We start from the raw sequence: 19712 nt of genomic DNA on the forward strand, positions 1-19712 counted from the left end.
CGGCCCAGAGGCCGCCATCGGGGGCAAGCCCCCTCCCACATTTGGACCTCGGAGCGTCAGGTAGATACGCTTTAGCTCCCTCGCCAAAGGTGCGGTGTCGCACCGAAATTGTGTAGATGCCTATGGCCATCGGGGGCAAGCCCCCTACCACATTGTTTTGTGCCCTCTCGCTTAACTCCTACACTTCTTAATCATGTGGCATCACGCCACAGGCTTGGCCGTGCGCGCCATTGACCCGCATCAAGACAAACGGCGTCGGGCCGACGCTTGACAACCCCAGGTCGTAAACGTATGTTTCAAACACCTGTTTGACCGCCATCATCCTTTCACGCGGTTGTTCATCCCAGATACATCAGCAGAGGTTTATCGCTATGCCTGACTACAAGGCCCCCTTGCGTGATATTCGCTTCGTTCGTGACGAACTGCTCGGTTATGAAGCGCACTATCAGAGCCTGCCGGCTTGCCAGGACGCTACCCCGGACATGGTTGACGCCATTCTCGAAGAAGGCGCCAAGTTCTGTGAGCAAGTGCTGGCGCCGCTGAACCGCGTGGGTGACATCGAAGGGTGTACCTGGAGCGAGTCAGGCGTTAAAACCCCTGCCGGTTTCAAAGAAGCCTACAAACAGTTCGTCGAAGGCGGCTGGCCAAGCCTGGCCCATGACGTGGAGCACGGTGGCCAAGGCCTGCCGGAGTCCCTGGGCCTTGCCGTGAGTGAAATGGTCGGCGAAGCCAACTGGTCGTGGGGCATGTACCCAGGCCTGTCCCACGGCGCGATGAACACTATTTCCGAGCACGGCACGCCGGAGCAGCAAGAGGCCTACCTGACCAAGCTGGTGTCGGGCGAGTGGACCGGCACCATGTGCCTGACCGAGCCGCACTGCGGCACCGACCTGGGCATGCTGCGCACCAAGGCCGAACCTCAGGCTGACGGCTCCTACAAAGTCTCCGGCACCAAGATCTTCATCTCGGCCGGTGAGCACGACATGGCCGACAACATCGTCCACATCGTACTGGCGCGCCTGCCCGATGCACCGGCCGGTACCAAGGGTATCTCGCTGTTTATCGTGCCCAAATTCCTGCCCAACGCCGATGGTTCGATCGGTGAGCGCAACGCGGTGACCTGTGGCTCCCTGGAGCACAAGATGGGCATCCACGGCAACGCCACCTGCGTGATGAACTTCGACGCGGCCACCGGTTACCTGATCGGCCCGGCGAACAAAGGCCTGAATTGCATGTTCACCTTCATGAACACCGCTCGCCTGGGAACCGCGCTGCAAGGCCTGGCCCACGCCGAGATCGGTTTCCAGGGTGGCCTGAAATATGCGCGTGACCGCCTGCAAATGCGTTCCCTGACCGGCCCGAAAGCGCCGGAAAAAGCCGCCGACCCGATCATCGTGCACCCTGACGTGCGCCGCATGCTGCTGACCATGAAAGCCTTTGCTGAAGGCAACCGTGCGATGGTGTACTTCACCGCCAAGCAAGTGGACATCGTCAAGTACGGCACCGATGACGAAGCCAAGAAACAGGCCGATGGCCTGCTGGCCTTCATGACCCCGATCGCCAAGGCGTTCATGACCGAAGTCGGTTTCGAGTCCGCCAACCACGGCGTACAGATCTACGGCGGTCACGGCTTCATCGCCGAGTGGGGCATGGAGCAGAACGTTCGCGACAGCCGCATTTCGATGCTGTACGAAGGCACCACCGGTATCCAGGCCCTCGACCTGCTCGGCCGTAAAGTGCTGATGACCCAGGGCGAAGCGCTCAAGGGTTTCACCAAGATCGTGCACAAGTTCTGCCAGGCCAACGAAGGCAACGAAGCCGTCAAGGAATTCGTTGCACCGCTGGCGGCGCTGAACAAAGAGTGGGGCGAGTTGACCATGAAGGTCGGCATGGCTGCGATGAAAGACCGTGAAGAAGTCGGTGCCGCCTCGGTGGACTACCTGATGTATTCCGGTTATGCCTGCCTGGCTTACTTCTGGGCCGACATGGCGCGCCTGGCTGCCGAGAAACTGGCCGCCGGCACCAGCGAAGAGGCGTTCTACACCGCCAAGCTGCAGACCGCGCGCTTCTACTTCCAGCGCATCCTGCCGCGTACCCGCACCCATGTAGCGACCATGCTGTCGGGCGCCAAAAACCTGATGGACATGAAAGAAGAAGACTTCGGCCTGGCTTACTAAGCCTTACCGGGTTCAGAAAAACCGCTTCCTTCCGGGGAAGCGGTTTTTTTTGTGTGTGCGAAGGCCGCTGACCAAGCATTGAAGTGCGGTGAATGTGGGAGGGGGCTTGCTCCCGATTGCGGTATGTCAGCTACACGATTCGGCGGCTGTCACACTGCAATCGGGAGCAAGCCCCCTCCCACATGCGTTCTGTGCCGATCCGAAAAATGCGCGCTGACGCTAAGGCTTTAATGAAGCGTGCCGTTACAGTGATGGCAATGTGATACAGGTCGGACGGGTTGTGTTTAACTGGCTGTGTAGAAGCACCATGCCATTACTTTTTGCGGGTCGGAGTTCTACCCTTGTTACGCGTGTCCGCTGTGCGGTTCAGTCATTTCCTACCCTCGTTGCTGCTGTTGATGGCTGGGCTCTCGGCTGCTTATCTCAAGGACCTCAACGTTTTCTTCACCTCGCTGTTCAACGTGCTGCCGACCCTGGTGCTGTTGCTCGGCGGAGCGTACTGCGCGGTGTATCGGCGCCAGCGTGAGTTGTTCCTGATGGTCACGGTGTACGTCGTCTATTTCCTGCTGGACACCCAGACCGATTTCTACCGCGACAATGGTCGCGTGCGCGAAGACGCCGCCGTCGTGTTTCACCTGTGCTGCCTGCTGCTGCCCTTGCTGTTCAGCATGTACGCGCTGTGGCAGGAAAAGACTCACCTGTTCCGTGACTTTGTCGCGCGTTGCGCGGTGCTGTTGGCCGTCGGCAGCGTGGCGTTTGCGCTGGAGCAACGTTACCCACAGGGCGTGCTGGACTGGTTGGCCGAGATTCGCTGGCCGGCGCTGCATGGCGCGTGGATGAGCTTGATCCAGCTTTCATACCCGATGTTTCTGATTGGCTTTATCACCCTGGCCGCCCAGTACTGGTATCAGCCGCGCCCGCTGCACGCTGCGCAATTGGTGGGGTTGCTGGGGATGTTCTGGATGCTGCCGCAAACCTTCATCCTGCCGTTTACGCTCAACATCATGTGCAGCCAGGTGATGCTGATGATCGCTGCCGGTGTGGCGCATGAGGCGTATCAAATGGCCTTTCGCGATGAGCTGACCGGCTTGCCGGGCCGCCGCGCCCTGAACGAACGCATGCAGCGGCTGGGGCGCAACTATGTGTTGGCGATGAGCGATGTGGACCACTTCAAGCGTTTCAACGATACCCACGGCCATGACGTGGGCGACCAGGTGTTGCGCCTGGTGGCGAGCAAACTGTCCAAGGTCAGCGGCGGCGGGCGCGCCTACCGTTACGGCGGTGAAGAGTTCGCCGTGGTGTTTGCCGGCAAGAGCCTGGATGAATGCCTGCCGCACCTGGAGGCGATCCGCGAAAGCATAGCCACCTATGCGATCAAGTTGCGCAACCCGGACCGCCCCAATGACGACCATCAAGGTCGCCAGCGTCGGGCCGCCAGTGGTGCGTCCAGTGTGTCGGTGACGGTCAGCATCGGCGTGGCCGAACGTCAGGCCGAGCAGCGTAGTCCTGAAGAAGTGCTCAAGTGCGCCGATCAGGCGCTCTATGCCGCCAAGGGCGCCGGGCGCAATTGCGTGATCGCGGCCGGGCAGAACCGTCGCGGCGCCGTGCGCATGGAAAGCGCTGCCGGTTGAGTAATGGCGCTGTATTCAGCAGCGCTACAGTGATTGTTCGCGGCGTTGGCCGGCAGTAGGTTGAGTCCATCTGCCGCCGGAGACATCGCCATGCCTGAGTACAAAGCTCCCCTGCGCGACATGCGCTTTCTGATCGATAACGTGTTCGATTTCCATGGTCACTACGCGGCCCTGGGCGCGACGGACGCCAGCCCCGACATGGTCAGTGCGATTCTCGAAGAAGGCGCGAAGTTCTGCGAAAACGTCCTCGCGCCGCTCAATCGTAGCGGCGACGAGGAAGGCTGCCATTTTGACAATGGCGTCGTGACCACGCCCAAGGGTTTCAAGCAAGCCTTCGCCCAGTACGTCGAAGGCGGCTGGCACGGCGTGGCGGCGGACCCGGCCTACGGCGGCCAGGGGTTGCCGCAGTCCCTCGGGCTGGTGCTGAGCGAGATGATCGGCTCCAGCAATACGTCCTGGGGCATGTACCCGGGCCTGACCCACGGCGCAATGTCGGCGATTCACGCCCACGGCACCGACGAACAGAAAGCCACGTACCTGCACAAACTCACCGCCGGCGAGTGGACCGGCACCATGTGCCTGACCGAAGCCCACTGCGGCACCGACCTGGGTTTGATCAAGACTCGCGCCGTTCCCCAGGCCGATGGCAGTTATGCGCTCACCGGCAGCAAGATCTTCATCTCGGCCGGTGAGCACGACATGAGTGCCAATATCATCCATCTGGTGCTGGCCAAGCTGCCGGATGCACCGGCGGGGACCAAAGGCATCTCGTTGTTCATCGTGCCCAAGTTTCATGCCGATTCCGGCGAACGCAACGCCGTGCAGTGCGGCTCCATCGAACACAAGATGGGCATCAAGGCTTCGGCCACCTGTGTGCTGAACTTCGACGGCGCCAGGGGTTTCCTGATTGGCGAAGCCAACAAAGGCCTCAACTGCATGTTCACCATGATGAACCACGCGCGCCTGGGCACCGGGATGCAGGGGCTGTGCAATGGCGAGGCAAGCTTTCAGGGCGCGATCAAATATGCCGGGGAGCGCCTGCAAATGCGCTCGCTGACCGGCGCCAAGTCCCCGGACAAACCCGCCGACCCGATCATCGTGCATGCTGATGTACGTCGCATGTTGCTGACCATGAAAGCCTTCAACGAGGGCAACCGTGCGCTGACCTACTTCACCGCCCAGTTGCTCGACACCGCGCACTTGAGCCGCGACGCCGCCCAGCGCCAGGAGGCCGAGGACCTGTTGGCCTTCCTCACGCCGATCTGCAAAGCCTTCATGACCGAAACCGGGCTGGAGGTGACCAACCACGGTATGCAAGTGTTCGGCGGCCATGGCTATATTCGCGAGTGGGGCATGGAGCAACTGGCGCGTGATGCGCGGATTGCGCCGATCTACGAAGGCACCAACGGCATCCAGGCGCTCGATCTGCTGGGGCGCAAGGTGCTGGGCAGCCAGGGCAAGTTGCTGCGCGGCTTTACCAGAATCGTGCATAAGTTCTGTGCCGCCAATGCCGAACATCCGCAACTCAAGGCCCATGTCGAACAGCTCAATCAGTTGAACCAGCAATGGGGCGAGCTGACGCTGAAGGTCGGTACGGCGGCGATGAGCAATCCCGACGAAGTGGGAGCGGCGGCCATGGACTACCTGATGTACAGCGGCTACATCATCCTCGCCTACCTGTGGTTGCGCATGGCGATTGCGGCGCAGGCGCACGACGACCCAGGGTTTGCCCAGGCCAAGCAGGCGACGTGTGACTTTTATTTCAAGCGCCTGTTACCGCGCACCACGGTGCACAGGGCTGCCGTGGAGGCGGGCAGCGAATGCCTGATGAGCCTGCCGGCGCAGGCATTTGCATTGTAAACGTGCGGCAACAGCCTGGTTCGTGACTTACAAATACTTGTCGGTCACGAACGGACCCTATGTGTCTTAAAAGTTGTTCGGGTACACTCGGAGCCTGTAAAACCGATCCTATCGAATCACTTTTCACGTTCTCACGAGGTTTGCCATGGCTGATTACAAAGCGCCGTTGCGTGATATGCGCTTCGTCCTCAACGAAGTTTTTGACGTCGCCACCACCTGGGCGCAGTTGCCTGCCCTGGCAGACACGGTTGACGCCGAAACCGTTGAAGCCATCCTCGAAGAGGCCGGCAAGGTCACCGCCAAGTCCATCGCGCCGTTAAGCCGTGGCGGTGATGAGCAAGGCTGCCGCTGGGTGGACGGTGCCGTCAGCACGCCGGACGGTTTCCCACAGGCTTACGCGACCTATGCCGAAGGTGGCTGGGTGGGCGTCGGCGGCGATCCGGTGTATGGCGGTATGGGCATGCCCAAGGCGGTGTCGGCGCAGGTCGAGGAGATGATCAACTCGTCCAGCCTGGCGTTCGGCCTGTACCCGATGTTGACCTCGGGCGCTTGCGTGTCGATCAATACCCACGCCAGCGACGAACTCAAGGCCACCTACCTGCCGAAGATGTATTCCGGCGAATGGGCCGGTTCCATGTGCCTGACCGAAGCCCATGCCGGTACCGACCTGGGCATGATTCGCACCAAAGCCGAGCCGCAGGCGGATGGTTCCTACAAAGTCAGCGGCACCAAGATTTTCATTACCGGCGGTGAACACGACCTGACCGAAAACATCATCCACTTGGTGTTGGCCAAGCTTCCTGATGCACCGGCGGGGCCCAAGGGCATCTCGCTGTTCCTGGTCCCCAAGTTCATGGTGAACGCCGACGGCAGCCTCGGTGCCCGCAACCCGGTGACCTGCGGCTCTATTGAACACAAGATGGGCATCCAGGCCTCCGCGACGTGCGTGATGAACTTCGACGAAGCCGTCGGCTACCTCGTCGGTGAGCCCAATCGTGGCTTGGCGGCGATGTTCACCATGATGAACTACGAGCGCCTGGGGGTGGGTATCCAGGGCCTGGCTTCCGGCGAGCGCTCCTATCAGAACGCGATTGAATATGCCCGCGATCGGGTGCAGAGCCGTTCGCCATTGGGCGCCCAAGCCAAGGATAAACCGGCCGATCCGATCATCGTGCACCCGGACGTGCGCCGCATGCTGCTGACCATGAAGGCGGCGAACGAGGGCGGTCGTGCGTTCTCCACCTATGTGGCCACGCAGTTGGACATCGCCAAGTTCAGCGAAGACGCTGCTGCCCGTGAGCGCGCCGACAACCTGGTGGCGCTGCTGACGCCGGTCGCCAAGGCGTTTCTCAGCGACCTGGGCCTGGAAACCACCGTGCTCGGCCAGCAAGTGTTCGGTGGCCACGGCTACATTCGCGAGTGGGGTCAGGAGCAATTGGTGCGTGACGTGCGCATCACCCAGATCTACGAAGGCACCAACGGTATCCAGGCACTGGATTTGATGGGGCGCAAGATTGTCGGCAGCGGTGGCGCGTTCTACACCTTGTTCGCCGATGAGATCCGCCAGTTCATCGCCAGTGCCGGCGCGCAACTGGGCGAGTTCACCCGCCCGCTCGGCGCGGCGGTGGACAACCTGGATGAATTGACCGCCTGGGTGCTGGACCGTGCCAAAACCAATCCGAATGAAATCGGCGCGGCATCGGTGGAATACCTGCACGCGTTTGGTTACATGGCGTATGCCTATATGTGGGCACGCATGGCCAAGGCCGCGTTGGGCAAAGAGACCGAAGACGATTTCTATGCCAGCAAGCTGGGCACGGCGCGCTTTTACTTTGCGCGCCTGTTGCCGCGTATTCATTCGTTGAGCGCGTCGGTGAAGGCCGGTAGCGAGTCGCTGTTCCTGATGGATGAAGCACTGTTCTAGGGGCGAAGCGTGCGTGTAAGCAATCTCTTACATGACGTGCTGCTAATCGTCCTCTATCGCCAAATTGGATCCACGGATAATCTACTTCACATGGACGTCGCGCAGGAAGCGCAAAGCAACAACACGGACACGTAGGATTCTGCCAGGATGGCGGAGTGAAATGGATGTCAGGGAAACAGTCTGCAAAGCCCCGCTTCGGCGGGGTTTTCTTTTGCCCGCGAAAAAGTCAGGCGCCCGCCTGCGGGGCATTCATCACGTCTTCGAGCAACGTGCGCAGCAACGCCACCGTCGCTTGCTGGCGCTGCACGTCACGGCACACCAAACCGACTTTCAACGGCACCCTGGGTTCGCTCAAGGGTTTCCACAGCAGCGACTGGCTGTTGTGTTCGTCCTGGGAACGCCCCGGCAACACAGTGGCCAACTGCGTATGAGGCAGGCTGTCGAGAATCCCCGCCATGGTATTGAGCTCGGCCTGCACCTGCGGGCGTCGGCCCAGGTTGGCCAACTGACCCTGCCAGATCTGCCGTACCTGGAATTCCTCCCCCAGCAGCAACATCGGCAACTCCGCTGCCTGTTTCAGCGAGACCTTCTTGAATTCCCGCAAGGGATGTTGCTCAGGGATGACCACCTTCAATTCATCCTCGTACAACAACACGCCATGCAGGCCCGGTTGGCGGGGTGGCAGGTAGCTGATGCCGATGTCCAGCGAGCCGTTGAGCAGCCGCCGCTCGATCTCAAGCCCGGTCAATTCGTAGATCTGCACGACCAGGTGCGGTTGGGCCTTGCGCACCCGCTCGAGCATTTGCGGCACCAGGCTGGTGTGCACGGTTTGCAGCACACCGATGGCCAAGGTGCGCATCGCCTGGCCCTTGAAGTTACGCAACGCCTCCACGGCTTGCTGCATGCCGTCGATCAGGGGCAAGGCGTGGTTGTACAGCGTGTGTGCGGCGAGTGTGGGGAGCAGGCGCTTGCTGCTGCGTTCGAACAGGCTCACGTCGAGGTTCTGCTCCAGTTGGCGAACCTGCTGCGACAAGGCCGGCTGGGAGATCGACAGACGCTCTGCGGCACGCCCTACGTGGCCTTCCTCATACACCGCGACGAAATAACGCAGTTGCTTGAAATCCATAAAATTTGCTTATCGAAAAAGCTGGAAAATCGAAATGGCCGTTGGCCTCCGAGCGGCCTAGTCTAGCGCCTATTCGCAGGGCTTACAGGGCCGAATCGGGCAATGACTCACGTTTTTGGTAATGGCGTTTACATAGGCAAGACAAAACACCGCGTCGCGCTGTTGGTACCCGACACCTACCCAGGTGCGGTTGCTATCGGGGCTGAACTGTGAACCTGTTCCGGCGTCCGGCGCCCAGTCTTGACGACCTGGTACTTCATGCTCCGCCTGATGATTTTTCCAGCCAATGCCTGATGCCCACTGTCGCGCGTCCCTGCGAGGTGTTTGTCCAGGGTCAAGGCGCCTGGCTTTCGGACAGTAACGGCCGTGCCTACCTGGATTTCAGCCAGGGCGGCGGCGCCAACAGCCTCGGCCACAGCCCACAGGCGGTGCGCGACGCCATCACCGAACAGATGCAAACCGTGATCAACCCGGGCATGGGCTTGTACAACCGGGCGCAGCTCGACCTGGTTGATCGCCTGTGCCATCACACCGGCAGCGATCAGGCCTACCTGCTCAACAGCGGTGCCCAGGCCTGCGAAGCCGCAATCAAACTGGCGCGCAAATGGGGCCAACTGCATCGCGGCGGCGCTTATCACATCATTACGGTGAGCAACGGCTGCCACGGCCAGAGCTTCGCCGCGATGTCGGCTTCGGCCGTTGCCTGGGAAAACCGTTTCGAGCCGCAGTTGCCGGGTTTCAGTCATGTACCTTTCAACGATCTGCCGGCTTTGCACGCCGCCGTCGATGCGCATACCGTCGCCATCATGCTGGAGCCGATCCAAAGCGCCGCCGGTGTCATCCCTGCGACCGAACACTACCTCAAGGGCGTCGAACGTCTGTGCCGCGAACTGGGCATCCTGCTGATTCTCGATGAAGTGCAAACCGGGATCGGCCGCTGCGGCAGTCTGCTCGCCGAGCAGCAATATGGCATTCGCGCCGACATCATTACCCTCGGCAAAGGCCTGGGCGGTGGCGTGCCGCTGGCGGCGTTGCTGGCACGCGGCACCGCCTGTTGCTTCGAAACGGGCGAGCTGGACGGTACCCATCACGGCAATGCGCTGATGGCCGCAGCGGGGATCGCGGTGCTCGAGGCCGTCTTGACCGACGGCTTTCTCGAACACGTACGCGAATCCGGCCTCTACCTGGCAGAAGGCCTTACCCGCCTGGCCTACCGTTACGAGCATGGGCAACTGCGCGGCAACGGACTGATATGGGGCCTGACGCTGTCGGACGATTGCGCGGCTGCGGTAGTAAAGGCCGCGCTGCACGAAGGCCTGATCCTCACGGCTGCGCAGCCGGATTGTCTGCGTTTCACCCCCGCCCTGAACATCAGAAAGAACCACATTGACGAAATGCTCCTGCGCCTGGCCCGTGCCTTCTCTCGGGTACGCACCGCCCAACTGCAATGCCGCAAGGGCATTGCCGTCTGACCCCATTTTCTGAACCGTCTCGCGGGATACGCGGCGCCTCCAGCCTGATTCTTTTGGCTGGGGGCGTTTTTTTGCGTGCGTAATTTTTGGACTGAAAAGGTTGCTTGTGCGTCGTCGGAAACAATGGCTTTTTAGCGGGCTTCGGCAAGGAATGTCGATGGGGGCGCCCAACGCCCTCTTCTAATCTATACCACTGAGTGGTATGTTTTCGAGAAGGATTTTCATGAAGCTCAGATTGTTCAAAACTCGGAATTTTGCGAAAGCAGCCAGCAAAGCTTGGATAAGCGATTCTGAGCTAAAAGAAGCATTCAGCGATTTGCTGAACGGGCAGGCTGAAAATTTGGGCGGCGGCGTTTGGAAGAAGCGGCTGAACCAAAATCGCCATCGCTCCATTGTCCTGGCTAAAGGCAGGCACTACTGGGTCTACCAATTGCTGTTCGCCAAGCAGAGTCAGAGCAATATCAGTCAGCGTGAACTGGATGGCTTTCGGTTGCTGGCCAAGCTCTACGAAGACTTAAACCATGTCCAGATTCAGCAATTGCTGGATTTAAAAGAGTTTGTGGAGATACATCATGACCAGGAAATATAAAAGTGAGGCGCTTGAGTCTATTCACCAGTCCGCCGAAGCGCTTTATACAATTGGCGCCATCAGCAAAACCACGCTTCGTGAGTTCGACGAAACGTGTCTGGCAACGGTGCCTGCACATATGCCAGCCGAGCAGATCAAACACTTGCGTGAAAGCAGCCACGTCAGCCAGCCCGTGTTCGCGCGCTACCTGAACACCAGCGCATCGACTGTTAAGCAGTGGGAGTCCGGCGAAAAACAACCCAGCGGCATGGCGCTCAAGTTGTTGAGCATTGTTCAAAAGCATGGCCTGCAGATTCTGGCATGAGATGGCCCGATGCCAGAAACCACTGAACCCTCACGAAGCGCCAATGTCGATTAGCTACACGGCTCACACGAGCCGATTTTTGGAGCTGACCCATGGACATCATTCGTATCATCATCGCCATTCTGCTGCCGCCACTGGGTGTGTTCCTGCAAGTAGGATTTGGCGGCGCATTCTGGCTGAACATCCTGCTGACCCTGTGCGGTTACTTCCCCGGCATCATTCACGCCGTGTACATCATCGCCAAGCGCTGAGGCCCTCAGCCTTTTGCGATGAGGCGTGAATTGCGCTCATTGCGAAACGCCAGCTGTTCAATGGTCTGGGTGGCATGTTCGGCCTCTTCCCGCGCTTGCAGGATGATGCCGTGCTGCTCGGACTTGCTGCACACCGGGTCTGCGTTACTCGCATCCCCGGTGAGCATGAAAGCCTGGCAGCGGCAGCCGCCGAAGTCCTTTTCCTTCTCATCGCATGAACGGCACGGCTCGGGCATCCAGTCGTAGCCGCGAAAGCGGTTGAAACCGAACGAGTCGTACCAGATGTGCTGCATGCTGTGGTCGCGCACATTGGGAAACTGCACCGGCATCTGTCGGGCACCATGGCAGGGCAGGGCGGTACCGTCCGGCGTGACTGTCAGGAAAATACTGCCCCAGCCATTCATGCAGGCTTTCGGGCGTTCTTCGTAGTAATCCGGCGTGACAAAAATCAACTTGCACGGGTGGCCTTCGGCTTCGAGCCTCGCGCGGTATTCGTTGGTGATGCGTTCGGCGCGCACCAGTTGTTCCCGGGTCGGCAATAACCCCACACGGTTGAGCTGTGCCCAGCCGTAGAACTGGCAAGTGGCAAGCTCGACAAAGTCCGCCTCGAGCGCGATACACAGCTCGATAATGCGGTCGATCTTGTCGATGTTATGCCGGTGGGTGACGAAGTTCAGCACCATCGGATAACCGTGGGCTTTCACCGCACGGGCCATTTCGAGTTTTTGCGCGAAGGCTTTCTTCGAGCCGGCCAGCAGGTTGTTGACCTGTTCGTCGCTGGCCTGGAAGCTGATCTGGATATGGTCCAGGCCGGCCTTTTTGAAGTCGCTGATCTTCTGTTCGGTCAGGCCGATGCCGGAGGTGATCAGGTTGGTGTAGAAACCGAGCTTGCGCGCCTCGCCGATCAGCTCGGCCAGGTCCTGGCGCACCAGCGGTTCACCGCCGGAAAACCCAAGCTGCGCGGCGCCCATCTCGCGGGCCTCGCGAAATACCTTGATCCACTGTTCGGTGCTCAACTCCTTGCCCTGCTCGGCAAAATCCAGCGGGTTGGAACAGTACGGGCACTGCAGCGGGCAGCGGTAAGTCAGCTCGGCGAGCAGCCAGAGCGGCAGGCCGATAGCGGGTTTTTCAGGCAAGGGTGATCCAGTGCTCGGCACGGGCGACCTCCATGAATTGCTCGATGTCATCACCGAGTTCCGGCACGCCGGGGAATTGCTGGTCCAGCTCGGCGATGATGGCGGCCACGTCGCGCTCGCCGTCAATCAGTCCACCAATCAGCGCGGCGCTGTCGTTGAGCTTGATCATGCCTTCCGGGTAGAGCAGCACATGGCCTTTTTGTGCGGGCTCGTATTGATAGCGATAACCCGGGCGCCAGGTCGGTTTTTTGCTGCGATCAAAACTCATAGGGTGATCCCTTTATGCCAGACCCGCTCTGCGGTCACGCTGTGGTACGGCGGGCGGTTCAGTTCGTAGGCCATGCTCATGGCGTCGAGCATGCTCCACAGGATGTCCAGTTTGAACTGGAGAATTTCCAGCATGCGCTCCTGGCCTTCACGGGTGGTGTAGTGCTGCAGGGTGATCGCCAACCCGTGTTCCACATCACGACGGGCCTGGCCCAGCCGGGTGCGGAAGTATTCATAGCCGGCCGGGTCGATCCACGGGTAATGCTGCGGCCAGCTGTCGAGGCGCGACTGGTGGATCTGCGGCGCGAACAGTTCGGTCAACGAACTGCTGGCGGCCTCTTGCCAACTGGCACGGCGGGCGAAGTTGACGTAGGCATCTACCGCAAAGCGTACGCCGGGCAGCACCAGTTCCTGGGAGCGCAGTTGGTCGGGATCGAGGCCGACGGCCTGGCCCAGGCGCAGCCAGGCTTCGATGCCGCCGTCTTCTCCGGGCGCGCCATCGTGATCGAGCAGGCGCTGGATCCATTCACGGCGGATTTCCCGGTCCGGGCAGTTGGCCAGGATCGCGGCGTCCTTCAGGGGAATGTTCACCTGATAGTAGAAGCGGTTGGCGACCCAGCCCTGGATCTGCTCGCGGGTGGCGCGGCCGTCGTACATCGCCACATGGTAGGGGTGGTGGATGTGGTAGAAGGCGCCTTTGGCGCGCAGGGCTTGTTCGAATGCTTCAGGGGTCATCGGTGTATCAGTCATCTGAGGTCTCCTACAACTCAATGCTCATGCCGTCGTAGGCTACTTCGACATTTCGCCGCACCAGCTCGGCTCGCTCGGGTGAGTCTTCATCGAGGATCGGGTTGGTGTTATTGATGTGGATAAGCACTTTGCGCTGCTTTGGCAACTGCTCCAGCACTTCGAGCATACCGCCAGGACCGTTCTGCGCCAGGTGGCCCATTTCGCGGCCGGTGCGGTTGCCGACGCCACGGCGCTGCATTTCGTCGTCGTCCCACATCGTGCCGTCCACCAGCAGGCAGTCGCTGCCGGCCATGATCTCCAGCAGCGGCGCGTCGACCTTGCCCAGGCCTGGGGCGTAGAACAGTTTGCCGCCGGTGCGCAGGTCTTCGACGATCAGGCCGATGTTGTCGCCCGGGTGCGGGTCGAAGCGATGCGGCGAATAAGGCGGCGCCGCGCTGCGCAGCGGCAGCGGGGTGAAGCGCAGGTTGGGGCACGCCTTGATGGTGAAGCTGGCGTCCAGCTCGATACGGTTCCAGGCCAGGCCGCCGTTCCAGTGAGTGAGCATGGTGAACAGCGGGAAGCCGGTACTCAGGTCTTCATGGACCATATCGGTGCACCACACCTGGTGCGGGCAGCCCTCGCGCAGGCTCAGCAGGCCGGTGGTGTGGTCGATCTGGCTGTCCATCAGGATGATCGCGCCGATACCTGTGTCACGCAGGGCGCGGCCCGGTTGCATCGGCGCAAAGCCCTGCAACTGCGCGCGGATATCCGGCGACGCATTGCACAGCACCCAGTTCACACCATCGTCGGAAATCGCAATGGACGACTGGGTACGCGCCTGGGCCCGCAGGCTGCCATCACGAAAACCTGCGCAGTTCACGCAGTTGCAGTTCCACTGCGGGAAGCCACCGCCGGCGGCGGAACCTAGAATCTGGACAAACATGATCGCTCCATCAGCAAAGCTCAAAACAAAAACGCCCCGGGCGAACCGAGGCGTTGTAGTACCCAGCGAATTAACGGCTGGCGAAGTACATGGTGACTTCGAAACCGATGCGCAGATCGGTGTAGGCAGGTTTGGACCAGGTCATATTCATACTCCTATCAAGGGATGGGGATGTTCACTACCAAGTAGTACATATAGTCCACCTCCCATGGGAGATGTTCAGATATTGCGTGTGAATATTACGCAATTCTTTTCGAGTTAGCGCTGTCTTGAAAGAAAAAGCCTGTTGCAGGGTTGGCAACGATCAATCGGCCGAGTGCCACGCCCGTAGGGGGCACGGCCCGTTGGCGAGGCAACGCCAGCCGCCTGTGGCGTCGTTCAGCTGTTGAGCGGCGCGCTGTACATCTTGCCGCGAGCAGGTTTGTATCAAATCTTGTAATTGCTCCAGGTAGTCCGATGGGCGACCCGCCAGGTGCGCGTGCCACAGCAAATCGGCGGCTTGGGTGATAGGCAGTGACTGGACCCTGAATTGCTGCGCCAGAGCCTCGTTACCCATGTCGGCGCTGCGCTCGATCAATGACGGCAGTTGTGCCAGAAAGGTCTGCACCTGTTCGACGATTTCATCCAGGGAAGCGCTGGGGGACTGCACGCCGAACAGCAGGCCGGTTTGCCCATTGAGCTGTCGGATGCCGCTGAAAACCGCGTAGCCGATTTGTAGTTCAACGCGCAGGCGCTGATAGAACGGCCCTTGCAGCAGATGACCGAGCAAGCGCCAGGCGGCTTCATCGCTCAGGGCCTGGGTGGGTGTCGGGCAGAACAGCAACAGCGCTGCTTCGCCGGAATCGGTGTTTATCTCATGCCAGAGACGCTGGTCCTGGAGATTTTCAGGCGGATACTGAAGCGGTGCAGGTTGCCCAGGCAGTCGTGCCGAGGCGGTTTTGATGGCCGCTTCACAGGCTGCCGGTAAACCTGCGCCCAGCCCATGCCAACGCGCGGTGGCCCATGAGGCTGGGGTTGCCTGGGACGTTGGCTGAACACCGGCACAGCAACCGGGCAATGCCTTGAGCAGTTCGCGGATGGCGATCATCGGTGCCGAGGGCGGTGGCGGCAGATGTGCATCGGCAGTGGCCAAGCAGTGCGCCAGCGCTTCGAGCACGGCGGGCATGGGTTCGTGGACGCCAAGCATTTTTACCTGCCAGTCATTGGCGATGGTTTCGAAACACAACTCGACACCCGCCTGAGCGGCACGCTCGCGTAGCGGCTGCAACAGGTTTTCCAGACCGGCAGGCACGCCGCAGTCAAATCGCCAGCGCAGGTACAGCGCGCCTTCGTCAGTGTCATTGGCCAAGGCCTGGCTGAAGGTCAGCGCCGACAGGTCCCGTCGTCCCCGTGAGCGATCCTGGGCGAATGTGCGCAAGCCACGGTGGGCGCTGGTCTGGCCGCGAATCAAGCCGGCCCGTTCTTCCTTGACGGGCGGGCGCAGGAACGGGTTATTCGGTGGAAGCTGCCACCCGCGCGTGGCAGGCGGCAGGTGCAAGGCGTCGAGCATGGCCTTGAGGGCTGCGAGGCTTTGCTCCGATAAATCTTCGGTGTCGTTGCGTGCCAGCGCCAGGGCGCCCTGGACCTGCTGCTGGCGCGCAGTGAGCAAGGCGAACTCTTCGCGTAACGGCGCCCAGTCGCTGTGTGCGAAAAAACTCAGCCAGTCGTACAACAGCGCCTCGATCTGTGTGGTCGAGTCGCTTTGGGTGTCGAGGGTAAAGTCGATATCCAGCACGGCCTGTCCGCCAAAGTGATACGGCACCGAGGCGTGCACTGCCGTTGCCAGGCGTCGATCCTTGAGTTCAGCGAGCAAGCCGCCCGGCGCCGCACTGTTGAGCCAGGTACAGAGAAACGCCAGCGCTTCGCGCGGTGCATCACAGGTGATGACCTGGTGCAGATGATGATCGGCAGCGTGCTGATAGCCCCGCGCTTGCCCGGCCATCAGCGCCGGTGGCGCAGCCTGGGGATGCAGCGGGCCAGGGCTCAACTGCGTACTGAATCGCTGCGCCAGCGCTTCCAGGTCTTCCTGGGATTGCGGGCCGGCCAGGCTCAATGTCATCTGCCCGCTCTGATAGAAGCGTTGATGAAATTCGCGCAGCGCCTGCTGAAAGGTCTCACGTTCAACTGGCAGGCTGTCGCGATTGCCCGCATGAAAGCCGCGCAGCGGATGATCAGCGGCCAGGCCCTTCAGCAAGGCTACCTGTTGCTGCGCCTTGGCATCCTGAGACCAGGCCACGAACTCCGCATGCAGCACTTCGCGCTCGCGCAGTTGGTCGTCAATGGCCAGGCGAGGGTGCGTCAGCATGTCGGCCAAGCGCACCAGCCCTTCGTCGAAGGTCGACACCGGCAGCTCGAAAAAGAATTCGGTGACGCGCTCCCGGGTACTGGCATTCACTTGCCCGCCATGGCGCTGTACGTAGGTCATCAGCCCTTCGCCTGTAGGAAAACGCTCAGTTCCCAGAAACAACAGGTGCTCTAGAAAATGCGCCAGCCCCGGCCATGCCAACGGCGCGTCATGACTGCCCGCCGCCACGCGTAAAACGGCGGCGCAGCGCTTCAAGCGCGGCGCAGGGCGCAGGCAAAGGTGCAGGCCATTGGCCAAAGTCAGGTGCAGAGGGTGAGGGTGAACCGGCGCAGGCATGGGCACTTCCGAAACGGGGCAAGTGCCTATGCTAGCAAACCCGGTGGGTCAGGGCTTGTGCAGTGCGCCGTAAAGCTCGGGGCGACGGTCCTGCAAGTAGTGATTGGCGGCGCGGGCGTCGAGGATCGCTTGCCGCTCCAGCGTGCCGACGATCAACGTTTCATCCAGCCCCGCCTGGGCGATGCGCTGACCATCCGGCGCGGCAATGCTGCTTTGGCCGCAGTAGTGAATATCGCCCTCGTGCCCACAGTAATTGGCGTAGGCCACGAAACACTGGTTCTCGAACGCCCGCGCCCGCACGGTGACGTCGGCGACAAAGTCGAACGGCACCATATTGGCGGTGGGCACCAGGATCAGCTCGGCACCGGCCAGGGCCAGGCGGCGCGTGGTTTCCGGGAACTCCAGGTCGTAGCAAATCAGGAAACCCAGCTTCCAGCCGTTCAATTCCACCAACGGGAAGTCGTCGTCACCGGCGCTGAACATCGAATGGTCCAGATCGCCAAACAGATGCGTCTTGCGGTAGTTGCACAGGCGTGTGCCATGGGCGTCGATCAACTGCACGGCGTTGTAGACCTGGCCATCCTCGGTCCGCTCCGGATAACCGTACAGAATCGCCAACCCGGCACTTTGTGCGATTTCGGCAATGGTTTGGGCAGACTCGCCATTCTGAGCCTCGGCCAAGGCGCCTGCTGCCTCGGCGCCAATGTTGTAGCCCGTGAGGAACATCTCCGGCAACACGAGCACATCGGCTCCCGCTGCTTCGTGCGCCAGTTGCCGCAGACGTGTGAGATTACCGGCGACATCCAGCGGCAGTGGCGGGCATTGGTACAGGGCGACACGCATGTCAGGCTCCTTATTCGGGCAGGGCGATGGGCCCAATCTCGTCAAACACATCGCCGGGCCCCGGATTTTCCGGGTGGGTGCTGCCGCCGAAGTGGGTCATGATGCCCCACACCGCGTTCAGCGAGGTCTGCACCGCGCCTTCAACCCAGGCCGGTGTCCAGGAAACGTCGTCGCCGGCGATAAAAATCCCACGTTGCTCGGCGGGCATGTCCTTCTGCATGAAGTGCGCATACATGCGCTGGTTATACCGATAATGGCCGGGCAACGCGCCTTTAAAGGCACCGAGGAAATGCGGATCAGCTTCCCAGGACACAGTAATCGGGTCGCCGATGATGCGTGCCTTGATGTCGACTTTCGGATAGATCTTGGCCAGCGCGTCGAGTGCCAGCTTGACCCGCTTATCGATGGGCTGGGGCAGCATTTTCAGCGCGTCGCTCATCCACGAGTAGGACAGGCAGATCACACCCGGCTTGTCGTCGCCGTTATCGAACAGATAGGTGCCACGGGTCAGGCGGTCGGTGAGGGTCATGCTCATCAGGTCGCGGCCGGTTTGCGGGTCTTTGTCTTTCCAGAACGGGCGGTCGACCATGACGAAGGTTTTCGATGACTGCATGTAACGCGTGCGGTCCAGGGCCATCCACATTTTTTGCGAGAACAGGGTTTCGTCGCATTCGATCTGGGTGGTCAGCAGCCAGCTCTGGCAGGTGGTCAACACGGTGGCGTACTCGCGGGTGTCACCGTAGTTGTCGGTGACGGCGAAACGACCGTCGGCGGCGTGGGCGATGCGCTTCACCCCGGCCCGTGGCGCGCCTCTGTGCAATGAGCTCAGGCTGGTGCCGGCTGGCCAGTGGGCACAGCGCTCGGGTACGTGACGCCAAATGCCCATGGGCACTTGCGCCACACCGCCGACCACCAGGTGTTGATGGTCGTCACAGTTGGTCATTACCACGCGGAAGATTTCCAGCATCGAGTTGGGGAAGTCCGAGTCCCAGCCGCCGGTGCCGAAACCGACCTGGCCGAAGACTTCGCGATGATGGAACGACAGCTTGGCGAACGCTTTGGAGGTGGCGACGAAATCGTAGAAGGTGCGGTCGTCCCACAGCGGCACCAGCTTATTCCACAGTGCCTTGAGGCGCGGCACGTCGCGGTCGCGGATCGCTTGCTGGATATCGCTGAACTGCGAACCGGCTTCCAGGGCGTCGGCCCAGGCGTCGGCCACTTCCTGGAACAGCGCGGGCAAGTCGGACAGTTTTTGCGCGTAGTGCGTCTGGCCTTCCAGATCGATAACGGTGCTGCCGGATGCCGGCGTCAGCGGGTTGGGGAAGGGTTTGGTTTCCAGGCCCAGTTTGTCCACATAGTGATAGAAGGCGGTGGACGACACTGGAAAACGCATCCCACCCAGCTCGGCGATAATGCCTTCGGCGCCTTCAAAAGCCTGGGAGCGCAGGCGACCGCCCATCTTCGAGGCTTCGTACACCACCGGCTTCAAGCCCAGCTTCATCAGTTCGTAGGCCGCCACCAGTCCCGCAATGCCGGCGCCTACGATCGCCACTTCAGCGCCGTGATTGGCGGCAGGAATACTGCCCAGGCCGGCGGGATGCTCGATCCAGTCATCAAAGGCAAACGGAAAATCCGGGCCGAAGATAGTGATGGGTTTTTTACCGTCAGTGGGGTGGCGATGGGGCTTGGCGATGCTGCTGGACGGAATGCTCATGGCTGACCTTACTGACGACTCGGCGGGAGAGGGCCCGTTGAGTATAGGAAAAGATGGCAGCCAGTT

17 protein-coding genes are annotated in these 19712 nt (G+C 60.9%); 8 read left to right on the forward strand and 9 right to left on the reverse strand.

Going from position 1 to position 19712, the window contains the following annotated elements:
• The first annotated feature begins 371 nt into the window (after nt 1-371).
• The 4 genes from BFP90_RS15105 to BFP90_RS15120 all read left to right on the forward strand — a co-directional run bounded on the left by BFP90_RS15105 (nt 372) and on the right by BFP90_RS15120 (nt 7592).
• Nucleotides 372-2177: a phenylacyl-CoA dehydrogenase gene (locus BFP90_RS15105; protein ID WP_065885477.1), complete on the forward strand. Its 1806-nt coding sequence runs from the start codon at nt 372-374 to the stop codon at nt 2175-2177.
• Between the two features lie 341 nt (nt 2178-2518).
• Nucleotides 2519-3808 carry a GGDEF domain-containing protein gene (locus BFP90_RS15110; protein WP_065897230.1) on the forward strand — a complete coding sequence of 430 codons (1290 nt, stop codon included), beginning with the start codon at nt 2519-2521 and terminating at the stop codon, nt 3806-3808.
• A gap of 90 nt (nt 3809-3898) precedes the next feature.
• Nucleotides 3899-5668, forward strand: a complete 1770-nt coding sequence (locus BFP90_RS15115; protein WP_065897233.1) for an acyl-CoA dehydrogenase C-terminal domain-containing protein — start codon at nt 3899-3901, stop codon at nt 5666-5668.
• Between the two features lie 145 nt (nt 5669-5813).
• Entirely contained in the window at nt 5814-7592 is a 1779-nt protein-coding gene (locus BFP90_RS15120) for an acyl-CoA dehydrogenase C-terminal domain-containing protein (protein ID WP_065897238.1), read from the forward strand.
• A gap of 226 nt (nt 7593-7818) precedes the next feature.
• On the opposite strand, the gene BFP90_RS15125 is transcribed toward BFP90_RS15120, so the two are convergent.
• Complete coding sequence (locus BFP90_RS15125) at nt 7819-8718, reverse strand: LysR family transcriptional regulator (RefSeq protein ID WP_065885481.1); 900 nt, start codon at nt 8716-8718, stop codon at nt 7819-7821.
• A 209-nt stretch (nt 8719-8927) separates the two neighbouring features.
• Here BFP90_RS15125 and BFP90_RS15130 point away from each other — a divergent pair, with 209 nt between their 5' ends.
• The 4 genes from BFP90_RS15130 (at nt 8928) to BFP90_RS15145 (ending at nt 11334) form a co-directional block, all read left to right on the forward strand.
• On the forward strand, nt 8928-10190 hold the full coding sequence (locus BFP90_RS15130; protein WP_065897239.1) for an aspartate aminotransferase family protein: 1263 nt from the start codon (nt 8928-8930) through the stop codon (nt 10188-10190).
• 223 nt (nt 10191-10413) lie between these two features.
• Nucleotides 10414-10779, forward strand: a complete 366-nt coding sequence (locus tag BFP90_RS15135) for a type II toxin-antitoxin system RelE/ParE family toxin (protein WP_065885483.1) — start codon at nt 10414-10416, stop codon at nt 10777-10779.
• Entirely contained in the window at nt 10763-11083 is a 321-nt protein-coding gene (locus tag BFP90_RS15140) for a helix-turn-helix domain-containing protein (RefSeq protein ID WP_065885484.1), read from the forward strand. Before BFP90_RS15135 ends, BFP90_RS15140 begins: the two co-directional genes overlap by 17 nt.
• A gap of 92 nt (nt 11084-11175) precedes the next feature.
• Nucleotides 11176-11334 carry a YqaE/Pmp3 family membrane protein gene (locus BFP90_RS15145; RefSeq protein ID WP_003194776.1) on the forward strand — a complete coding sequence of 53 codons (159 nt, stop codon included), beginning with the start codon at nt 11176-11178 and terminating at the stop codon, nt 11332-11334.
• A gap of 5 nt (nt 11335-11339) precedes the next feature.
• Here the strand turns inward: BFP90_RS15145 and pqqE are convergent, their stop codons facing one another.
• From pqqE to BFP90_RS15185, 8 genes are all read right to left on the reverse strand, one after another.
• Complete coding sequence (gene pqqE, locus BFP90_RS15150; protein WP_057723647.1) at nt 11340-12470, reverse strand: pyrroloquinoline quinone biosynthesis protein PqqE; 1131 nt, start codon at nt 12468-12470, stop codon at nt 11340-11342.
• Nucleotides 12463-12738 carry a pyrroloquinoline quinone biosynthesis peptide chaperone PqqD gene (pqqD, locus tag BFP90_RS15155; RefSeq protein WP_065885486.1) on the reverse strand — a complete coding sequence of 92 codons (276 nt, stop codon included), beginning with the start codon at nt 12736-12738 and terminating at the stop codon, nt 12463-12465. The genes pqqE and pqqD overlap by 8 nt, the downstream gene beginning before the upstream one ends.
• Entirely contained in the window at nt 12735-13487 is a 753-nt protein-coding gene (gene pqqC / locus BFP90_RS15160) for a pyrroloquinoline-quinone synthase PqqC (protein WP_065885487.1), read from the reverse strand. Before pqqC ends, pqqD begins: the two co-directional genes overlap by 4 nt.
• Nucleotides 13488-13497: 10 nt before the next feature.
• Nucleotides 13498-14409, reverse strand: coding sequence for a pyrroloquinoline quinone biosynthesis protein PqqB (pqqB, locus tag BFP90_RS15165; protein ID WP_065897240.1), 912 nt, complete (start codon nt 14407-14409; stop codon nt 13498-13500).
• A 70-nt stretch (nt 14410-14479) separates the two neighbouring features.
• Entirely contained in the window at nt 14480-14554 is a 75-nt protein-coding gene (gene pqqA / locus BFP90_RS15170) for a pyrroloquinoline quinone precursor peptide PqqA (protein ID WP_003194766.1), read from the reverse strand.
• A gap of 159 nt (nt 14555-14713) precedes the next feature.
• Nucleotides 14714-17089 (reverse strand): pyrroloquinoline quinone biosynthesis protein PqqF, encoded by a 2376-nt coding sequence (pqqF, locus tag BFP90_RS15175; protein ID WP_065897242.1) that lies wholly within the window; start codon nt 17087-17089, stop codon nt 14714-14716.
• Nucleotides 17090-17137: 48 nt separating this feature from the next.
• Nucleotides 17138-17932 (reverse strand): carbon-nitrogen hydrolase family protein, encoded by a 795-nt coding sequence (locus BFP90_RS15180; RefSeq protein WP_065897244.1) that lies wholly within the window; start codon nt 17930-17932, stop codon nt 17138-17140.
• A gap of 10 nt (nt 17933-17942) precedes the next feature.
• Nucleotides 17943-19625 carry a flavin monoamine oxidase family protein gene (locus BFP90_RS15185; RefSeq protein ID WP_065897275.1) on the reverse strand — a complete coding sequence of 561 codons (1683 nt, stop codon included), beginning with the start codon at nt 19623-19625 and terminating at the stop codon, nt 17943-17945.
• Between the last annotated feature and the right edge of the window lie 87 nt (nt 19626-19712).

This window comes from Pseudomonas sp. 24 E 13, from assembly GCF_900004715.1.
Taxonomy (GTDB): domain Bacteria; phylum Pseudomonadota; class Gammaproteobacteria; order Pseudomonadales; family Pseudomonadaceae; genus Aquipseudomonas; species Aquipseudomonas orientalis_A.

What these genes read in the sequence shown, in the direction of transcription:
- BFP90_RS15105 (WP_065885477.1), top strand. Translation starts at nt 372, where the DNA reads ATGCCTGACTACAAGGCCCCCTTGCGTGATATTCGCTTCGTTCGTGAC.
- BFP90_RS15115 (WP_065897233.1), top strand. Translation starts at nt 3,899, where the DNA reads ATGCCTGAGTACAAAGCTCCCCTGCGCGACATGCGCTTTCTGATCGAT.
- BFP90_RS15120 (WP_065897238.1), top strand. Translation starts at nt 5,814, where the DNA reads ATGGCTGATTACAAAGCGCCGTTGCGTGATATGCGCTTCGTCCTCAAC.
- BFP90_RS15125 (WP_065885481.1), bottom strand. Translation starts at nt 8,718, where the DNA reads ATGGATTTCAAGCAACTGCGTTATTTCGTCGCGGTGTATGAGGAAGGC.
- BFP90_RS15135 (WP_065885483.1), top strand. Translation starts at nt 10,414, where the DNA reads ATGAAGCTCAGATTGTTCAAAACTCGGAATTTTGCGAAAGCAGCCAGC.
- BFP90_RS15140 (WP_065885484.1), top strand. Translation starts at nt 10,763, where the DNA reads ATGACCAGGAAATATAAAAGTGAGGCGCTTGAGTCTATTCACCAGTCC.
- BFP90_RS15145 (WP_003194776.1), top strand. Translation starts at nt 11,176, where the DNA reads ATGGACATCATTCGTATCATCATCGCCATTCTGCTGCCGCCACTGGGT.
- pqqD (WP_065885486.1), bottom strand. Translation starts at nt 12,738, where the DNA reads ATGAGTTTTGATCGCAGCAAAAAACCGACCTGGCGCCCGGGTTATCGC.
- pqqC (WP_065885487.1), bottom strand. Translation starts at nt 13,487, where the DNA reads ATGACTGATACACCGATGACCCCTGAAGCATTCGAACAAGCCCTGCGC.
- pqqB (WP_065897240.1), bottom strand. Translation starts at nt 14,409, where the DNA reads ATGTTTGTCCAGATTCTAGGTTCCGCCGCCGGCGGTGGCTTCCCGCAG.
- pqqF (WP_065897242.1), bottom strand. Translation starts at nt 17,089, where the DNA reads ATGCCTGCGCCGGTTCACCCTCACCCTCTGCACCTGACTTTGGCCAAT.
- BFP90_RS15180 (WP_065897244.1), bottom strand. Translation starts at nt 17,932, where the DNA reads ATGCGTGTCGCCCTGTACCAATGCCCGCCACTGCCGCTGGATGTCGCC.